Raw genomic sequence first — 18210 nt, 5'->3', positions numbered from 1 at the left:
ACTCCGTTTCGAGATAACCAGCCGGGCGGGCACCTGACTACTGGCGCCCGCCCAGCCAGCCTAGATTTCTTCGAGCCGGGCACGCTCGGCTTCGACGGTGGTGTCGTCGCCGTGCCCCGTGAGCACGACCGTCTCCCCCGGCAGCGCGAACAGCTCCGCCTTGATGGAGTCGACGATCAGACCGGCGTCGGAGTACGACCGGCCGGTCGCTCCCGGCCCGCCCTGGAACAGCGTGTCGCCGGTGAAGACGCACCCCAGGTCGGGGGCGTGGAGGCAGACCGCCCCCGGCGCGTGCCCCGGTGTGTGCAGCACCGTCAGCGTGATGCCGCCGACCGGGATGTCCGACCCGTCGGCCAGGTCGGCGTCCCACACCTCGTCCTTGCCGTGGGTCAGCTCCCACAGCGGCCGGTCCTCCGGGTGCAGGAAGATCGGCGCGCCGGTCCGCTCGCGCAGCGCCGGCGCCACCCGGACGTGGTCGTCGTGCGCGTGCGTGCAGACGATCGCCACGACCTTGCGGCCGGCGACCACCTCCAGGATCGCGTCGACGTCGTGCGGGGCGTCGATCACCACGCAGTCGTTGTCGTCGCCGACCACCCAGACGTTGTTGTCGACGTCGTACGTCTGCCCGTCCAGGCTGAACGTCCCGGCGACGACACCGTGATCGACCCGCGCCGTCACAGGACCACCACCGAACGCAGCACCGGGGTCTCGCCGCTGTGTCCGTGCATCTTGGCGAACGCCGCCTCGACGTCCTCGATGCCGACCTCCTCGGTCACGAACGCGTCCAGGTCGAGCCGACCCTGCCGGTAGAGGTCGACCAGCATCGGGAAGTCCCGCGACGGCAGGCAGTCGCCGTACCAGGAGGACTTGAGCGCCCCACCCCGGCCGAACACGTCGATCAGCGGCAGATCCGGCACCTTCATCTCCGGCGTCGGCACCCCGACCAGGACCAGCACGCCGGCGAGATCACGCGCGTAGAACGCCTGCTTCCACGTCTCCGGCCGCCCGACGGCCTCGATCACGACGTCCGCGCCGTCGGCGCCGGGATACACGGAGGCCGCGATCCGCTTGATCTCCTCGACCGGGTCGGTCTTCGAGGAGTCGACGACGTGGGTCGCGCCGAGCTTGCGGGCCGCCTCCAGCTTCGCCGGGTCGATGTCCACCGCGATGATCGGCGACGCGCCCGCGAGGGCGGCGCCGGCCACCGCCGCCACGCCGACGCCACCGCAGCCGATCACCGCGACGGACTTGCCGCGGGTCACGCCGCCGGTGTTGATCGCCGCGCCGATGCCGGCCATCACGCCGCAGCCCAGCAGACCCACCGCGGCGGGCCGCGCCTCCGGGTCGACCTTGGTGCACTGGCCGGCCGCGACCAGCGTCTTCTCGGCGAACGCGCCGATGCCCAGCGCCGGCGACAGCTCGGTGCCGTCCTCGAGGGTCATCTTCTGCTTCGCGTTGTGCGTGTTGAAGCAGTAGTGCAGGTCGCCGCGCTTGCAGGCCCGGCACTCCCCGCAGACCGCCCGCCAGTTCAGCACCACGAAATCGCCCGGCGCCACCCCGGTCACCCCGTCGCCCACCGACTCCACGATCCCGGCCGCCTCATGACCGAGCAGGAAGGGAAACTCGTCGTTGATGCCGCCCTCGCGGTAGTGCAGATCGGTGTGGCACACCCCGCAGGACTGGATCTTCACCACGGCCTCACCGGGACCGGGGTCGGGAACGTTGATCGTCACGAGCTCCACCGGCGCGCCCTTGGCCCGTGCGATGACCGCTTTCACCTGCTGCATGGTTCTCACTTTCGATGCAGTCGTACGGGGATGCTGCGCCAGGCGCGCAGGGTGTTGTTGTGGTGGCGGTGAACCGGTCCAGCGAGTTCGATGTGTGGCACCCGGCGGGCCAGGGCGGTGAGTACCGATTCGGCTTCCAGGCGGGCGATGTGCTGGCCGACGCACTGGTGGATGCCCATGCCGAAGCCGACGTGCCCGGACGGGTCTCGGCACAGGTCGAATGAGTCGGGGTTCTCCCATCGACGCGGGTCGCGGTTAGCGGCGCCGAGGAACATCAGGATCTTCGCACCGTCCGGGATGACGGTCTCCCCCACCGTGACGTCGGTGGTGGCGGTGCGGAAGAACGTCTGCACCGGCGACTCCCAGCGCACCGCCTCGTCGAAGGCGACCCGCGCCAGTGAAGGCTGCTTGCGCAACCGCTGCCACTGTTCGGGGTTGGTGGCGAAGGCGTAGAGCACGGCGGACAGTCCGTGCACGGTGGTGTCGACGCCCGCCGACAGCAGCGACCGGACCACCAGCGGCGCCTGCTCCGAGGTAAGGTCGCCGCGGTCGGCGGCCGCCCAGATGGCAGCGCCGAAACCGTCAGGGCTGAGCACGTCGCGGGCACACTGAGCGTTCACCCACGCTGACAAATCGGCGATCCGTGGCGCACCGGCCACGACTAGGTCGTTGGGCGGGCCGAAGGCGTTGAACAGGTGATCGCCGTAGGGCAGCAGATTCTCCCGGCCCTCGGCCGGGATGCCGACGGCGTCCGGGAAGACCCGCAGCGGGAACGCCTCCGCGAGCGCGGGCACCGCATCGACGACGTCACCGCCGCTGAGAACCCGGTCGACGAGGTCATCGGCGACGGTCGCCCACTGGTCACGGAGCCGGTGCAGCGCTCGCGGGCCGATGATCGCCGACAGGACCCGGCGTGGAGCGTCGTGCTGCGGTGGGTCCGCCTCCAGCAGCAGGCTCGGCGGCCGCCACGGCTTCTCGTACCGGAAGTTGCTCAGCCCGACACCGGCTGCGGACTGGAAGCGCTGCCAGTCGGTGAGCGCCGCGTGCACCTGCTCGTAGCGGGCGAGTGCATAGGTGTCGTAGCGGCTCAGGTGCACGACCGGACCGGCTCCGCGCAGGCTCGCGTGCAGCGGCCCGGGGTCCTCGAGGTTGTCGTGGTCGAACGGGTCGGCGTAGGAGATGGGCGGCTTCACAGGTCCACCACCAGACGGTCGGAACGGGACCGTGAGACACAGGCGAACATGCACGTCCCCGCGGCGCGTTCGGTGTCGTCGAGGACGCTGTCGCGGTGATCCGGCTCCCCGGATAGGACCGTGATCTCGCAGGTCCCGCACACGCCTTGCCGGCAGGAGGACAGCACGTCGGCACCGGCAGCAGCGAGGACATCGAGGACCGACGAGCCGGCGGGCACCGTCAGGACCGTCTTGGACCGGGCCAACTCGATCTCGAACGGAGCGCTGCGTGCCGGGCCGGTCAGCATGGAGGCGGTGAACCGCTCCATGCGCAGCGTGTGCGGCGGTAGATCGGCGCAGGCGCGCTCAACAGCGGCCAGCAGCGGCACCGGACCGCAGCTGTAGACACGGGTGCCCGGCTGCCAGGCGGTGAGGAAGCCGGTGAGGTCGAGCAACCCGTACCGATCCTCGGGCCGCAGGTGAACACGATCGCCGTACCCCGCCAGGTCTCGCCCGAAGGCGAGACTTGCCTCGCGCCGGCCGCCGTAGAGCAGCTGCCAGTCCGCGCCGAGCAGGTCGACCTGCGCGATCATCGGCAGCAGCGGGGTGATGCCGATGCCGCCGGCGATGAACAGATATCGCCCTGCGGGAACGACAGGGAAGTTGTTGCGCGGCCCGCCGAGGCCTACCGCCTCGCCAATGTCAAGACCATCATGAATGTACGCGGATCCGCCGCGGCCGTTCGTCTCCCGCAACACCGCGATCCGGTACGTGTACGCGTCCCACCGATCGCCGCACAGCGAGTATTGGCGCACTAGACCGCCCGGAAGGATCAGGTCGATGTGAGCGCCGGGCGTCCAGTCCGGCAGGCGGGCACCATGGGGGTCGGCCAGCGTCAGAGCGACCACACCGTCGGCGACCGGCTCCTTGCCGGTCACGCGCAGGGTTCGTGTTTCCGCCACGTAAACCTCCTGTGACATGAGGCAGCCAGAATGCGATGCCAGTCACAGCACAAGAAGTAGCCTTCTCACTGAGCGAGAGACGAGTTCACCGGCGCTGCCGGGCGATCCCCCGGGCGGCGGCCTGCAGCGCCGGCACCAGCGACGGCGCGCGGCCGTCGTTGGGCACGATCACCGACAAGCCGGCCACGACCGGACTCGCCGGATCGGGCCTTTCGCGTACGGGCACCGCGACGCCGGTGGCGTCGGCATGGATCTGCCCGTCCGACACGATGAAACCCTGCTTGCGAATGCCGTCCAACACACCACGAAGCCGTACGGGACTGGTGATCGTTGCCCGTGTGAAGCCGCGCAGCGGCCCGGACAGAACCTGCTCCTGTACGTCGCGGGGCGCCCAGGCGAGCAGAACCAGTCCTGCGGACGAGGCGTGCAGCGGCAGCCGGCCGGCGATCCGGGTCACGTTGATCACCGCGTCCCGGGCTGACAGCCGTTCGACGAAGAGCACCTCGCTCCCGTCGAGGACCCCCAGTTGCACGTGGTGGCCGATGACCGCGTGCAGGTCTTCCAGGAACGGCATGGCCGCTTCCCGCAGACCGAGGGTCGGCGACGCACGTTGCGCCAGCTCCCACAGCCGCATGCCGATGCGGACCTTTCCCGTTGCGGTACGCGCGAGAAGGCCCTCATCGACGAGGACGGCGATCAGCCGTGAGGCGGTAGCGACGTGCAGCCGGGCCCGCCGGCCGATCTCCGAGACCGACAACTCGGGCTCGTCCGGGGTGAACGCTTGCAGGATCCGGGCGGCCCTGGCGAGCACCGGCTCACCATGAGGTCGGTCGTCAGTGTGCACAGCGTCATCGTGGCACCCCACGCATACGGTCCGGGCGACCTGTCACTCAGTGCGTGGCGGGGCGGCAGACGGCCGGGCGCCGCGGCATCTGTACCAGTCATGATCGCAGTGGGTGGCCGCGGCTGGGCCAGCAGCTCGCGTGCCGCCCGGTATCCGTTGTCGTCGCTGTGACCGGCCGGATGGGCGACGACGGCGGAGCCCGGACGGACGCGTTCGAGCAAGGCCGGAGGCGGCTGACGGCGATGTCGTCGACGGAGAAGCTGTCGAGCAGGCCGCTCCGGCTGGCGTGGCCCACCGGAACCACCGGGATCCGCCGGGCTAGGGTCTCCATCTGGTCCCCGGTGAGGCTGGTGCCCGCCAGGACCAGTCCTTCCATCCCGTGATCGACGAGCGACCACGCCGCTTCGAGCTGGTGCTCAGCGAGGTCAGGCAGGGACGCATCAGCAAGTCGTACGGTGTCGCACCCAGAGCATGGGTGAACGATGCGATGGCCTGCGTGGCGAGCGGACTGGCTTGGTGCGGCGTTAGCACCCCCAGAGTTCGGCTGCGGCCTCGCAGCGCTCGGGCGGCCACCTGCGACCGGTATTGCAACTCTGTGATGGCCGCTGTGACTCGGCGATGCATCTCCGCGCTGACTCCGGGAGCCCGGCGTAGCGCTTTCGAGACCGCCGCACGCGACACCCCGGCACCAAGTACGCCGCTACCAGGCCTGGTACCGGCACATCACCCTGGCCATGCTCGCCCACGCCTACCTCGCCGTCACCGCCGCCACCGACCCGAAAGCAGCAGCGACACGGTCGCCCTCAGCCCAGGCGAGATCCGCCGTCTCCTGGCACACGCGCGAAGGCCAGCCACTACCAGCGAAGACGCATACAAAGCATCGAAATGCTGTTGTAGTACCAGGCCACCGGGCGCATGCCGCACCCGGTGGCCTCGAGGAAGACAGAGGATCAGGGGTACGCCACGACGTTGCGCGGCGTGGTGTTGCCCGCCGGGTTCGGGACGGCGCCGCCGGTGTCGTTCACGACGTTGGCGATGGTGCCGACGTCACCGAGGGAGACGGTGAGCACGCTGCGGAGCCGGACGCCGGACCGGTTGGGCACCTCGAACGCCCGGTCCACCCGCACGCTCGGGTTGACGTTGAAGTAGGCGTAGGAGCCGCCGCCCCAGAGTTCGTGGTCGGTGACGGCGTCGGCGACCTTGTAGGCCGCGTAGCCGTTCCCGCGCGGCCCGATCCAGGCCGCCTGGTTGGGCACGTCGTACGGCTTCTCGTTCTGGAAGAAGATCGTCTTGCCGCGGTTGCCGTTCCAGATCACCTCGTACTTCTGGTAGTGCTCGACGAACAGGCCGGTGGCCAGGACGTCGTCGCCGTTCACGATCAGGCCGGTGTCGCCGGTGTTCACGGTCCAGCCGGTCGGAGCGCCACCGTGGTCGGCCCGCCACGCCCAGATGTGGTCGATGATCGTGTCGTCGCTGTGTACCGCGAGGGTGGTGGTGGCCTTGCCCTGGACGCTGCTGCCGATCCGGAAGAAGACGTCCTGCAGGCTGATCGGGTTCGCGGCGTGGTCGGTGTGCACGCCGGCGCGTCCGACGCTCATCAGGGTGGGGCTGTTGGTCGTGCCGGCGTCGAAGGTGAGGCCGCTGACCTTGACGCCGTCGACGTCGGCGACGTTGAGGGCTTCGACCCCGCCGGTCGGGATCAGGGTCGGGAAGCCGATGCCGGTGACGACGGTGTTGGCGCGGGTGACCCGGATGGTGTCGTTGAGCGAGTACGTGCCCGGGGTGAAGAACAGGTTCAGGCCCTGCGCGAGGGCCTGGTTGATCCGGGCCGCGGTGTCACCGGGTTTGGCGACGTAGAACTCGCGCATCGGGATCGAGGTGCCGGCCGTGTTCGGCCAGGTGGCACCCGCGGAGTTGCGGCGGATCGCGGGGACGAAGACGCGGTACAGGCCGGCGCTGTCGACGTACAGATAAGGCTTCTCCCGTGTCACCGGGGTGGTCGCGAGGGTGGTGTGCGGCGGGTTCGGGAACGCGTTGGCCGCGGCGCCCTGGACGCCGGAGTAGACCATGTTCCACACGCCGCCGTCCCAGCGCGAGATCCGGCTGTCGCGGGTGTACCACTGCTGCTGCGAGCCGGAGGAGACGACGCCGTCGACGACCGAGTCGGCGAGGTAGCCACCGCTGGAGTAGCCCTGCCCGTTGTCCTGGTTGGACGGCGCGAGGGTCAGGTTGCCCTTGATGTGCACCCGGCGCATCGGGGCGGCCTGCGAGACGGCCCAGCGGTTGGTACCGCCCTCCGGCACGATCGACAGGTTCTCCATGCTGCGCCAGAAGTTCTGGGTCGCGTTCGACTCGTCGCCGTAGTTCCAGCCGGAGTCGACGTTGACCGCGCCGTTGATCGTCACGTCGTCGGGGTTGAGACCGAGACCGGCGATCGTGGTGTAGAACCCGACGTTGGCCCACACCCGCCCGTAGGTGCCGGGCTTGAACAGGAACACGTGACGCTGGCTGCCGAACTGCGCGGTCGGGCTGCGCAGCTGCGCGTTGAACGCCTGGTCCACCGCCGTCTGGATGGTCGACGCCGGCGTGGACGGCTCGAAGATCCGCACGTTCGGGCCCAGGTCGGGGGTGTCCGAGGTGGGCAGGGTCGGGGTGGTTCCGCCGCTGCCGAAGATCTGGAATTCCCAGAGCGAATATCCGTACGGGGTGGCGCGCGTGGTTCCGCTCATCCGCACATATCGGCCGCTGCCGGTGACGTTCAGGGTCTGTACGCCGTTCTGCCCGGCGGTGACCGGGCTGATCGTCGTCCAGGAGGTCCCGTTCGCCGAGGTCTGGATGGTGAACGCCGAGGCGTAGGCGGCCTCCCAGTTCAGCACGACCTGACTGATCGACTGGGAGCTGCCCAGGTCGACCTGGAGCCACTGCGGATCGGCGAACGTGCTGGACCAGCGGGTGCCGGCGTTGCCGTCGACCGCGGCGGACGCGGGGAAGGCGGCACTCTCGACGGAGGAGGCGGTGGCCGGTTTGCCCTGCGAGAGCGGGGTGTCAGCGGCGTTGGCGGCGGAGGCGACCGAGACGACGGTGGTGCCGAGGACCGCGGCGAGCGCGGTGCTCAGCATGATCCGCCCGCGGTGTCGGCGCGGCGGTGGGGAAATCGATGTCAGGGGTGTCATGGACCTGCCTGTTCGGACGGCGGAGGCGGACCAGAGAGCGCTCTCTGGGAGGAATTGTTACCGCCGTGTTGCCGCTCGTCAATATGTCGAAAACAAAGAGAAATCAACGAAGAACTCTCCGGAAAAGCGTTATCGAGCGCGCCGCAATCCCTCGCCGATCACTTCGAATTCAAAGCATGTACGATCGCCGGATGAGTGATGCGGCGCCAGGTCTGAGTCCGGAGCAGCTCGGCGCCTACTTCGCTCTGGTGGAGGTCAGCAGCCTGCTGCAGTACGCGGTGGACGAGCACCTGCGCTCCGACGGCGATCTCAGCTACGTGCAGTTCCAGATCCTGGCCCGGCTCGTCGACGCCCCCGAGGGCAGGCTGCGGATGACCGATCTGGCCGACGGCGTGGTCTACAGCCGCAGCGGGCTCACCTATCAGGCGGGACTGCTGGACAAGCGCGGCCTGATCACCCGCTCGCCCTCGCCGGACGACGAGCGCAGCGTCATCGTGACGGTCACCGGCAGCGGCCGCGACCTGGTCGCCCGGGTTCTCCCGGAGCACGTCGCCCGGGTCCGGCAACTGCTGTTCGCACCGCTGACCGGCAAGGACGTCACCACCCTCGACGCCATCCTGGGCCGGGTCCGCGACCACATGCGCGCCGCCCCGCCCCGGTCCGCCAAGCCGCGCGCCCGGCGCAACCGGGCCGGTTGACGGACCGGGCGCTGCGGCTCAGCCCGCGGAATCGGCGTCAGGTCAGTTTCTCGAAGAACGCCCGGATGTCGTCGACCAGCAGGGCCGGCTCCTCCATGGCCAGGAAGTGCCCGCCCTTGCCGAGTTCGGTCCAGTGCACGACGTGATGGTCGCGCTCGGCCCACCGCCGGATCGCGTTGTCGTGGCGGGACACCAGGACGCCGGTGGGCACGGTCCCTTTTCGTGGGGCCCCTTCGGGCGGGGCCGTCGCGGAGAACTCCTCGTAGTAGATCTGGGCTGCGGAGGCCGCGGTGCCGGTCAGCCAATAGATCGACACCTCGGTGAGGATGCGGTCGCGGTCGATGCTCTCCTCCGGCAGCCCCTCCTCCGGATCGGTGAGCTCCTTGAACTTCTCCACGATCCAGGCGAGCTGGCCGACCGGGGAGTCGGTCAGGGCGTACCCGACGGTCTGCGGCCGTTTGGCGTTGCACTGCAGGTAGCCGTCGTTGAAGGTCAGCATGCGCTGCCAGCGCTGCTGTTCGATCTCGCTGAGGCCGTCCATCTCCCCCTCGACGCCGGCCGGGAGGGTGACCAGCGCGGTGAGGTGGACGCCGGCGACCCGTTCCGGGTCCCGTGCACCGACCCGGGAGGCGATCCAGGAACCCCAGTCATAGCCGTGTACGCCGTACCGCTCGTACCCGAGCCTGTCCATCAGCGCGACGAAGAGCCCTGCCATCCGGTCGGCGTTCATCCCCGGACCGGCCAGCGGGGTGGAGAACCCGAACCCGGGCAGTGACGGGATGACCAGGTGGAACGATGCGGTCAGGGGCTGGATCACGTCCAGGAAGTCCACCACTCCCCCGGGCCAGCCGTGCAGCAGCAACAACGGCGTGGCATCCGGATCGGAGGAAGGCACGTGCAGGAAGTGCAGGTTCTGCCCGTCGATGGTGGTCAGGTATTGCGGGTACCGGTTGAGGGCGGCCTCCTGTGCCCGCCAGTCGTAGCCGTTCCGCCAGTAGCCGGCGACCTCCCGCAGGTATTCCACGGGTACGCCGCGGCTCCAGCCGGCCCCGGGCACCTCGTCCGGCCACCGGGTGCCGGCCAGGCGGCTGTGCAGGTCGTCGAGCTGTGCCTGGGGGATGTCGATCCGGAACGGGCGCACGCCCGGCTTGCTGTTCGTCATGCGGCCGACGCTAGGACCCGATCAGGTCAGTTCCCGTCCGGTAATATCCACGCGTCTGTGGCGAAGGGTTCTTGCATGGGTTGGCGTCACCGGATGGGTTCCGTCGTTCTGGTGATCGCGACCCTACCCGCTCTGTCCGGAACGCCGGCCGTGTCGCCGCCTCCTCCGCCGCCGCCCCCCGCCGCGATCGAGACGCCGCCGCCCGCCGCCGTCAGCCCGGTTCCCTTCCAGGACCCGGGCGATCGCATGCCGCTGGGTCCCGCGGCGCTGTCCACCACCATCGGGAGGGCGAAACCGCTGGCGACCGGTGTCACCTATCGCCGATACACCCAGGGGTACGCCACCGCTCGATGGACGGTGGCCGTCTACCTCTCCACGACACGCGACGACGTGGTGACCCACAGCCCTGCCCGCGCCGAGAAGTATCGCGGGTACGTCACCGGCGCCGGGCTCGCCGCCACCGTCGTCAGCTTCGACCCGCCTCCCACCGCCGACGTGCCCTACCGGTCCGGGAACAAGATCGACGACCGCCTCTACGGCGTGCGTTCGGGCCGGTTCGCCACCGAGACGGCCGCGGCGGACCACCTCAAGCGCCTCCGGACCGTCAAGGTCACCATCGGCGGCGACCTCGTCGGGCTGCGCGGCGTCGTGGAGCACGAGGCGTACCGCGACGAGGCCACCACCGGTCCGTGGGAGGTCCGTGCCCTGGTCGTGGAGCCCTACGCAGCGGTGCGGGCCGGCGGCGCCCACGGGACCGACGTCAGCAAGGCCGACACCGTACGCGACATCGCCCGCAACGCCGGAGCGCTCGCCGCGGTGAACGGCAGCGACTTCGACATCAGCAGCCCGAACAACCCCGGCCACGGCAAGTTCGACGGCGACCCGATCGGCATCTACGTCCAGGACAACGCCCTGCTCAGCGAGGCGGTGAACGGACGTACGGCCCTGCTGCTGTACGACGACGCCGCCCCCCGGATCACCGAGCTGACCACGGCGATGACGCTGACCGCCCCGGACGGCGCCCAGTGGCAGCTCGACGGCGTCAACCGCGCGCCGGGGCGCATCGCCAACTGCGGCGGCACCGGCGGCGACCTGCGCAAGAACGGCAGCCCGCTGCGCGGCGACGAGCCGTGGCGGGCCGAGACCTGCACCGATGCGGACGAGATCGTGCTGTTCCGTCCCGAGTGGGGCGCGTCCACGCCGACCGGCCCGGCCGGCAGCGTCGACGTGGTGGTGGACGGCAACTGGAGGGCCAAGGCCATCCGCAGCCCGGCCGGCGGCCCCATCCCCGCCGGGAGCCGGGTGCTGCAGGGCATCGGCGCCGGAGCGCAGTGGCTCAGGAGCAAGTACGCGCCGGGCCGGGTGTTCCGGCCCAGCACCCGGATCCTCGACCCGCAGGGGCAGCGGGTGACCGACCCGGCCTTCACCGCGATCGCCGGCGGTCCCGCCCTGGTCCGCGACGGCGAGGTGTGGATCAACACGGGCGCGAACGGCTACCGCTCCGCCACCAGCGTCTTCGGCGGCCGCCACCCCCGGACCCTGGCCGGCATCACCGCCGCAGGCCAGCTGCTCCTGGTGGTCATCGACGGCCGCCGCCCGGGCGTGAGCGTCGGCGTGACGATGCCCGAGGCCGCGGCGGTGATGAAGTGGCTGGGCGCCGTCGACGCCATGATGCTCGGCATCGGCGGCGACAGCACCCTGACCATCGGCGACACCCTGACCAACCGCCCCACCGACCATTGGGGCCACGAGCCCGTCACCGAACGCCGCGTCGGCAACGCGATCGTGCTCACCCCCAAGTAGGGCACGGTTCTTCGTCTTCCCTGACCGATCAGCGCGGCAAACCGGCCGAAAGTACGAGTGGAACCGGATGACGGACCACCTCACCGGGCCGGTGCCTACGTTGGGCTCATCGGCTCCGCAGCAGCGGGGCATCACGGGGGTGAGCAGCATGAACATCCGACGTATCAGCATGGTGGCGAGCTTCGTCACGGCGCTGGTCATAGGTTCCGCCTCGGCCGCTGCGGCATCGGGCGCCAGCCCGGTCGCAGCCGGCCACGGCACGTACGCCGCGGTCGCGGGCCACAGCAGCCCGGACGATGACCCGGACGACAAGAAGGACTGGCTGGGCATGAACGACCGCGACTGGTGCGAGGTTCGCCAGAACGTCGCCTGCGGTCTTCTCGGCGTACGACCCGGCGGTGTCACCGGCGCCATCACGCAGGGCCTCTGCCAGAAGGCCTACGAGAAGGTCTGCGACTACCAGTTCCCGTCGAAGGACAAACCGATCAAGCCCGGCTATCCCATGTCCGCCGCCGACTGGTGCGAACTCGGCGGGTCGATCGGCTGCAACGCGCTGGGCACCAAGATCGGCGGGGTGAAAGGCGCCGGATCGGGTGGGGCGTGCGGACAGGCGACGAAGACCATGTGCGGAGACGTCTTCCCGCCGGAGGGCACCGACCCCTCGGCCACGGAGACCGGCTACTCCGACCGTGACCTGTGCGAACTCGGCGGCGCCGCTCTGTGCAGCACATATCCCGAGCTCTACCCGGGCGAACCGACCGGGGCGATCCTGTCGGCCGGGTGCGGGATGGCCACCAAGAAGCTCTGCCAGAACTTCTCCCCGGAGAAGCCGAAACGCAAGCCGGCGCCCGACGCGCCCGCCGACGCGGCGCAGGGAACCTCGACCGGAACCGCGATCACGCCGGACGAACCCGTCACCACGGCCGGGGACCCCAGCACGTCGATGGGAACCCTGACCGGAACCTCCACCGCCGATGACTCGGGCGGTCGGAAGACCGGGTACGAATGGCAGTGGGTGTGCATGAAGTTCGGCGCCAACGCCCTCTGCGAGAACTCCGTGCGCAAGTGCATCAGCTATCCGGTCTTCTCCTGGATGGCCGAGTACGCATCGAATCCGAACAACACGCCGGAGAAGGGATGCCCGCTGGAGAAGGATCAGCCGGATTCAGCCGAGCAGTAGGAGCTTCACGGTCGGTGCGTCGACGAATCGGTGGTTTGCAGGGCTCGGTCGGTCAGGACGTAGACGAGGGTTCCTATCGCCGCCAGCGCGGCCACCGTCGCCATGACGACGAGCACGAGGGCCAGGCTCCGGCCTTTCGGTTGCGGTCTCCTTGAGGGGTACGTCCGGAGCATCCGTTCTGCCAGCAGCAACGTCTCACGGCGGTCGTGCAGTGGGTTCTCCGGCGGCTCCTCGGTTATCGGCTCGGCCCACTGCCAATCGTCGTGGGGTTCTACGTCCCGGGGTTCCCTTCTCCTCGGCCGGGGAGCCGGGGTTCTCGGCTCGGGTTTCGGCGCCGGCGGGTCGTCTCGCGGATACAGTTCGGTGGTCGCGGAACGCCAGGCCTCGGCCCATTCCTCGGGGGTCATCAGGCTTTCCGGGGAGGTCGGCTGCGGAACGCGTCTCTCATCGGCCGGTTCGGCTATGTCGGCCATGCCTTCGTTCCAGGCCGGCCAGTCGATCGATTCGGTGGCGGCCGGTGGTTGCTCGGGTTTTCGGGGCGGCGTCGCCTTGCCGGGTTCCGGTTCCCGTTCTGGTTCCCGTACTCCTTCCGGTTCTCGTTCCGGAAGGTGCAGGTCTTCCATTCCCTGATTCCAGGGAACAGCTCTCGGCGGCGGATCTACCAGGTACTCCAGGGAGGACCGTGAGGGTGCCGGGTCGGGCGGTGGCGGTTTCCCGGCGTCCGGATAGGGGTTCAGCCAGTTGACGTCACGGGGCTCTTCCGGCGATTTCGGCGGGTCCTCCGACGGCCGGATCGGGGCCGGACGTGGGGCGCCGGGACCGGGATCGAGGACTTTCAGGGCTTCCAGCCAGGCCGGTTCTTTGTTCGGGTCCTGTGGCGTCCGCTCTCGGGGATAGGGGTCGAGGACGCTCAGGGGGTCGGGATTCGGGGCTTTTTCAGCTATCGCAGCCTTCTCAGCTTTTTCAGCCTTCTCAGCTTTTTCCGCTTTGTCAGCTCGTTCCGCTTTTTCAGCGGGCGGGTGCTCTATCGGAGGACGGCGGGACAATGGGTTCTGGGCCTGTGTATCCGGGTCGGGGACCAGTCTCTGCGGTTCCGGATGGGCGGGGGCTTCACTTGGGGGTGGGGGTAAGAGCGGGGCTGTCCCTCGTACCGAATCGGGATTTTGATCGAGATAAGCCTGCGCCCGGGTGATCGCCTGATGATGCGCGCCGAGAGCCGCGGGGCCGTGCAGGGTGACGCGGGTGAAAGCGCGACGGGCTTCGTGATGATTTCCCAGCTCTGCGGCGATGATGCCCAGATCGAGCGAGATGCGAAGAATCAGCGGATGTGTATCCCCGTGCCGCAGCTGTCCAGCCGCGTATGCCGTCTCCAAGATCCGCCTAGCACTCGCCGGATCGTGGAGACGGCGGTAGAGGGCGGCCAGGTGCACCCGAGTCGTCAGCGTCTCCGGATGATCAGCGCCGAGAGTGCTTCCGAGCTGCTCGGAGGCGTGTTCCAGCAACGCGCGCGCCGCGTCCGGATCGCCCGTGGAGACCAGGAGGCGGGCCCGCTCGAGAGCCTGCTTCAGCGGGGGCACATTCGCCATGCTGCCCGGTTCGCCGTGAGGTGGCTACCCCTGGTTCGGGTCACGTTGGGGGGCGTGTAGAGTTTCTACCTGTGCGGCGGGCAAGCGGACGGCGCATAACAGCAGGTCCGGGTGGCGGAATGGCAGACGCGCTAGCTTGAGGTGCTAGTGTCCTTTATCGGACGTGGGGGTTCAAGTCCCCCCTCGGACACACGTTATACACACGGCCGAAGTCGTCAGAGACGACCTCGGCCTTCAGTGTTTTCTGGCCTGGTTGGTAGGTCATGCGCAGGCCGATGCGGCTGTACAGTTCGGCGCGGTCGCGGGGGCCCGCTCCCTGAATCAGCCCGATCAGTTCCTTGAACGCGGTGGCGATGGCTTCGAGCTGTTTCTCCGTCATCCGCTCGGGTGGCGCGTCGGCGACATCGAGCGGGCTTGAGCTGCTTTCTTGATCGCGGTGGTCTCGGTGATCCAGCCGGCGGTGAGAGTCGGGTCGCCTCCGGCGTCGAGCGCTGCCCGGTAGCGGTCGATCTTGGCACGTTCGTATGCTGCGACCTCTCCCCTGCGTGGCATCTCGTTGCTGGCTGATCGTTCGGGCCTCCTCTCGTTCTGCCCTCCTATATTCGGGTGCTTGTTCTGCTCGTCCTCGCCAGAATTTGGATCATGTACCGCTTCGGCATTCAGAACTACGACCCGCAGTGGCTCAACGGTCGTGACAGCATCAACGGCGTCCACGGCGAACGTCTCGCCCGCCTGGCTGGTCGCAACCTTCGGCATGTCTGGGCGGTCTGGGATGTCCGCAGCGACGAGTGGTTCTCCGACGCGCCCGTGTTGCTGGATTTCGGTGATCAGCTGGTCAGCATCGACCACCAGAAGTTCGACGATGTCTGCATCACCTGGAACATCCTTGATCCCGCGCGAGCGATCGAGGACGACAGCGAGGATTCCCTCTTCGATCTGGTGTGGCGCCCGGATGCCACGCCGCAACTCGCCGAGCTGGCGGGTCGAACGTTAGAACGGGTGGTCTTGCTGGAGTGGGCCGGCGGAGCGGACGACATGGCCAACGGCAGCATCGCCATCGGTCTGGACTTGGCACCGAGTTGGCTGACGATCTACAACGCGCTGGACGAGAACGGCTTCGCCTACGGCGATCCTGATGATTGTTACCGCCAGCATCCCCTCGCCGTCTGACATCCGTACGGTGCCAGCGCCGACGGTTCGCCGTCGGCGAGCATCTCGGCTTATTGCGGTCGGGACGCGGGTAAGTCTGAGCGCCGTTTCAACGTCGACGGCATTGCGCAATCCACAGCTGAGGTGCCCGGTACGGGTGAGTGTCCGCTCGAACTCGCCCACTGCGGCCTACATCGGACCAACGACCCGGGACGCGCGCTCAGCGGGTCAGGTCGGCGAGGGCGTCTCTTAGGGCTGCTACCTGTGCTTTCTTCAATTTCGTGGTCCTTCGTACGGGTGGCCGTCGCGTCTCCCGCCGCTCGGCCGGTGCGATCTCCCCGGCTTCGCCGGCCACCGCCTCCACCTTGGGCCGGCCCGGCAGGTGCTCGACGTCGCGGGCATTGACCAGGCACACGTCGAACCCATGCGCTTTCGAACAGGTTGAACACCGGGTTCCCGTAGTCACTGGTCGCCTCCATCACCACCCTGATCACACCAGCGCGGCAGGACCCGCCAGCCCAAGTCTGACTGTTCGAAGGCTGTCCGGGGTTGCGGTGGGACAACACAATATGGCGGTGACTGACCGCCAATTCATGATCTCCGCAGTACTCACGGGTGTTGTATGCCTGGTGCTTGCCGTTGTCTACATGCGGGTCCGTCGGCACCATCAGAATTGGGCGATATTGTCCGTGGTCTTAGCTGCCTTGTCCTTGCTGGCGACCGTCGTGCAGGTAGCTGTCGCGGCGGCACCCGGCTCGGTGCCTGGCGTGAGCTCACCGAAGGACTCACCACCGCAGCCGCCGGGCTCGACGCCGACAGTTGCTGCGAGTGTTGAACTGCCGCCACATCCGAGCCGACCGGTCGACAGTGCGTCACCACTGTCGACTGCCGCATTGGACGAGGGCAGCAACGAACTGGAAAAACTTCTCGGAAGCTACATAGGCACCTGGAGCGGACTAGTCACGCAAGAGCAGCCGGATTTCGTTTACGGCATGAAAGTATCGTTTAGGCGGATTCGGAGCGGCTCGATTGAGGGCGAGTCGATTTACAGCGATCTCGGCTGTCGCGGCAGGATGAGCGTGCGCAGCGCCAATTACTCATACATTGTTGTCAATGAAGTTATCACGCATCAAGATCGGGCGGACGCGTGCTATTCTGACACCAACTTCAGGATTAGCAAGGACGGAACTGGAGCAATAACAGTCGAAAGTGCGGACGGGGCGTACGTTTTCCATGGTCGGCTCGAAAAGACCGAGTGACCTTTCCTGCGCTCAGCGTGGATGACCCACGAGATCAACTCATCGAGGAGCCGGCCGCTTCATGCTGACTAGTCTGCAAGACCCTCGATGCGATGACGCCTGGCAGGCTTCCGGCTACCCTGATGGGATGAAACCAGCCTTCACGCCTTCAGAGGCCGACCTGGTCTGGAATCGGGCGGCGGCTCAACGTGGTGACGGAGCCGGGGATCGGCATCTCAGCGCGCTGCTACTGGCTCATGGGGCGGTGATGAACGGCGGTCCCGGGCATGCTGCGTCGTCACTGGGAAGCGCCGAACTCGACGCTGCCGTCGCTGGCTTCCGGTACTTCGGCTTGAAAGAGCTCGCTTCTGTCGTTCAGCAGTTCCCGGAGGCTGGTAGTTCCGATGAGGAAGAAGATCGCCTGAACGAGGCATATCTAGTTTTAGCGCCTGAGGATTCGCTTCTTTTCGACGCCTTTGCGGCCAAGTTCTTCGGGTCGCCTAGCGATTTCGAACCCATCAAAGAACAACGCTAACCCTGTTCCATAAAGGACGCGAGTGCCGGCGAACTAACCTTGCCGACACTCGCGACCCGGAGAAGAACGCCGAGCTGATACTGCCGCTCGAAGGTTAAGTTCTTGACGCTATCCCGAATCAGGACAGGTCCAGAACTGTGCCCACGGACGCTACCATGCCCAGGAATGTTCTGATTTTTAGAAGCATGCGCGAGGTGATGCACCTCTGATGAATATTTGGGCACTTGAATCATATTCTGCCGGTTGTGAATAGTCCTCGCGTCCCAGTTGTGCCGCTTGATATTGGCCTGATCGACGATGTGATGCCATTCGTGCGTCTTCTCCTTGCCGGTCACGTGCTTCTTCTTGAAAGCGTCGAAAGTCCTGTAACCGTTCTTGATAGTGGCTCGAGTCGTTGATTTGATCGTTTGAGCCACAAATGCTGGGGCCGCGGCGCGGACAGCGGCTGCGGTGAGCCAAATGATGATGGGAACAAAAGCGGGATCGGCGACGATCGGGAAGGCCGCACCGAGGGTGTCCACCGTCTGGCTCAGCGTGGTTCCGTTGACGCTGTAGCTGGTGGGCAGTTCATTGCCATTGGCGTCCACGGCCCAGGGCGTATCGATACGGTAGGCAGGCACCTCGTCGTCGGCGAGGTGCACCGTCGCGTCGAGGACGCCCTGTTCCGCCCGGTTGAGTACCTGCTTCCGGCCCGGTGGTGGGCTCAGAGGTGTCGCCAGCCGGGTTGTCGTAATCGAATGTCGGGGTTGACTCGCCGTCGTCAGGGGCAGGTCACCTGCGGCCCACGATGTGCCTTGCCCACCGGCAAGCGGCCGGATCGGCGCGTCGGCACCGAAGGCGCCCAGCACGGACGACGGCGGGCGGACAGGCGGCACCCGGCACACGATTGCGACCGGCTGCGATATGAGCGACCCGCGCGAC

Annotated in this window: 18 protein-coding genes and 1 tRNA gene; 7 read left to right on the top strand and 12 right to left on the bottom strand. The window is 67.9% G+C overall.

Annotated elements, in window-relative coordinates:
- Positions 1 to 60: 60 nt before the first annotated feature.
- The 7 genes from EP757_RS25035 to EP757_RS25005 all read right to left on the bottom strand — a co-directional run bounded on the left by EP757_RS25035 (position 61) and on the right by EP757_RS25005 (position 7884).
- Positions 61 to 678, bottom strand: a complete 618-nt coding sequence (locus tag EP757_RS25035) for an MBL fold metallo-hydrolase (protein ID WP_127549928.1) — start codon at positions 676 to 678, stop codon at positions 61 to 63.
- Entirely contained in the window at positions 675 to 1787 is a 1113-nt protein-coding gene (locus EP757_RS25030) for an S-(hydroxymethyl)mycothiol dehydrogenase (RefSeq protein WP_127549926.1), read from the bottom strand. The genes EP757_RS25035 and EP757_RS25030 overlap by 4 nt, the downstream gene beginning before the upstream one ends.
- Before the next feature lie 5 nt (positions 1788 to 1792).
- On the bottom strand, positions 1793 to 2980 hold the full coding sequence (locus EP757_RS25025) for a cytochrome P450 (RefSeq protein WP_127549924.1): 1188 nt from the start codon (positions 2978 to 2980) through the stop codon (positions 1793 to 1795).
- Positions 2977 to 3921: a 2Fe-2S iron-sulfur cluster-binding protein gene (locus EP757_RS25020; protein WP_370457687.1), complete on the bottom strand. Its 945-nt coding sequence runs from the start codon at positions 3919 to 3921 to the stop codon at positions 2977 to 2979. Before EP757_RS25020 ends, EP757_RS25025 begins: the two co-directional genes overlap by 4 nt.
- Before the next feature lie 85 nt (positions 3922 to 4006).
- Positions 4007 to 4765 (bottom strand): IclR family transcriptional regulator, encoded by a 759-nt coding sequence (locus EP757_RS25015; protein ID WP_127549920.1) that lies wholly within the window; start codon positions 4763 to 4765, stop codon positions 4007 to 4009.
- A gap of 318 nt (positions 4766 to 5083) precedes the next feature.
- Positions 5084 to 5446 (bottom strand): LacI family DNA-binding transcriptional regulator, encoded by a 363-nt coding sequence (locus EP757_RS25010; protein WP_127549918.1) that lies wholly within the window; start codon positions 5444 to 5446, stop codon positions 5084 to 5086.
- A 269-nt stretch (positions 5447 to 5715) separates the two neighbouring features.
- The gene (locus EP757_RS25005) at positions 5716 to 7884 is read right to left on the bottom strand and encodes a discoidin domain-containing protein (protein ID WP_232049988.1); all 2169 of its coding nucleotides are present in this window, start codon (positions 7882 to 7884) and stop codon (positions 5716 to 5718) included.
- Between the two features lie 245 nt (positions 7885 to 8129).
- Here EP757_RS25005 and EP757_RS25000 point away from each other — a divergent pair, with 245 nt between their 5' ends.
- Complete coding sequence (locus EP757_RS25000; RefSeq protein ID WP_127549914.1) at positions 8130 to 8636, top strand: MarR family winged helix-turn-helix transcriptional regulator; 507 nt, start codon at positions 8130 to 8132, stop codon at positions 8634 to 8636.
- 37 nt (positions 8637 to 8673) lie between these two features.
- Here EP757_RS25000 and EP757_RS24995 read toward each other — a convergent pair whose 3' ends face one another.
- Entirely contained in the window at positions 8674 to 9798 is a 1125-nt protein-coding gene (locus EP757_RS24995; protein WP_127549912.1) for an epoxide hydrolase family protein, read from the bottom strand.
- A 93-nt stretch (positions 9799 to 9891) separates the two neighbouring features.
- Here EP757_RS24995 and EP757_RS24990 point away from each other — a divergent pair, with 93 nt between their 5' ends.
- The gene (locus EP757_RS24990; RefSeq protein WP_232049987.1) at positions 9892 to 11601 is read left to right on the top strand and encodes a phosphodiester glycosidase family protein; all 1710 of its coding nucleotides are present in this window, start codon (positions 9892 to 9894) and stop codon (positions 11599 to 11601) included.
- 148 nt (positions 11602 to 11749) lie between these two features.
- Positions 11750 to 12781 (top strand): hypothetical protein, encoded by a 1032-nt coding sequence (locus EP757_RS24985; RefSeq protein ID WP_127549908.1) that lies wholly within the window; start codon positions 11750 to 11752, stop codon positions 12779 to 12781.
- Between the two features lie 5 nt (positions 12782 to 12786).
- Here EP757_RS24985 and EP757_RS24980 read toward each other — a convergent pair whose 3' ends face one another.
- Positions 12787 to 14358, bottom strand: coding sequence for a tetratricopeptide repeat protein (locus EP757_RS24980; protein WP_160165878.1), 1572 nt, complete (start codon positions 14356 to 14358; stop codon positions 12787 to 12789).
- 114 nt (positions 14359 to 14472) lie between these two features.
- Between EP757_RS24980 and EP757_RS24975 the strand changes: the two genes are divergently transcribed.
- A tRNA-Leu gene (locus tag EP757_RS24975) sits at positions 14473 to 14557 on the top strand.
- Here the strand turns inward: EP757_RS24975 and EP757_RS24970 are convergent.
- On the bottom strand, positions 14522 to 14746 hold the full coding sequence (locus tag EP757_RS24970; RefSeq protein WP_127549904.1) for a hypothetical protein: 225 nt from the start codon (positions 14744 to 14746) through the stop codon (positions 14522 to 14524). The two genes, EP757_RS24975 and EP757_RS24970, sit on opposite strands and share 36 nt — an antisense overlap.
- Positions 14747 to 14973: 227 nt before the next feature.
- Here EP757_RS24970 and EP757_RS24965 point away from each other — a divergent pair, with 227 nt between their 5' ends.
- Positions 14974 to 15537: a hypothetical protein gene (locus tag EP757_RS24965; protein ID WP_232049986.1), complete on the top strand. Its 564-nt coding sequence runs from the start codon at positions 14974 to 14976 to the stop codon at positions 15535 to 15537.
- Positions 15538 to 15736: 199 nt separating this feature from the next.
- On the opposite strand, the gene EP757_RS24960 is transcribed toward EP757_RS24965, so the two are convergent.
- Entirely contained in the window at positions 15737 to 15931 is a 195-nt protein-coding gene (locus EP757_RS24960; protein WP_127549902.1) for a hypothetical protein, read from the bottom strand.
- A gap of 160 nt (positions 15932 to 16091) precedes the next feature.
- Here EP757_RS24960 and EP757_RS24955 point away from each other — a divergent pair, with 160 nt between their 5' ends.
- Together EP757_RS24955 and EP757_RS24950 are read left to right on the top strand one after the other, a co-directional pair.
- The gene (locus tag EP757_RS24955; RefSeq protein ID WP_127549900.1) at positions 16092 to 16775 is read left to right on the top strand and encodes a hypothetical protein; all 684 of its coding nucleotides are present in this window, start codon (positions 16092 to 16094) and stop codon (positions 16773 to 16775) included.
- A gap of 127 nt (positions 16776 to 16902) precedes the next feature.
- Positions 16903 to 17289, top strand: coding sequence for a hypothetical protein (locus tag EP757_RS24950; protein WP_127549898.1), 387 nt, complete (start codon positions 16903 to 16905; stop codon positions 17287 to 17289).
- Here EP757_RS24950 and EP757_RS24945 read toward each other — a convergent pair.
- Positions 17286 to 18164 (bottom strand): hypothetical protein, encoded by an 879-nt coding sequence (locus EP757_RS24945; protein ID WP_127549896.1) that lies wholly within the window; start codon positions 18162 to 18164, stop codon positions 17286 to 17288. The two genes, EP757_RS24950 and EP757_RS24945, sit on opposite strands and share 4 nt — an antisense overlap.
- Positions 18165 to 18210 lie beyond the last annotated feature (46 nt).

The organism is Actinoplanes sp. OR16, assembly GCF_004001265.1.
Classification (GTDB): Bacteria; Actinomycetota; Actinomycetes; order Mycobacteriales; family Micromonosporaceae; genus Actinoplanes.
This window is presented reverse-complemented; position numbering and strand designations above follow the sequence as displayed.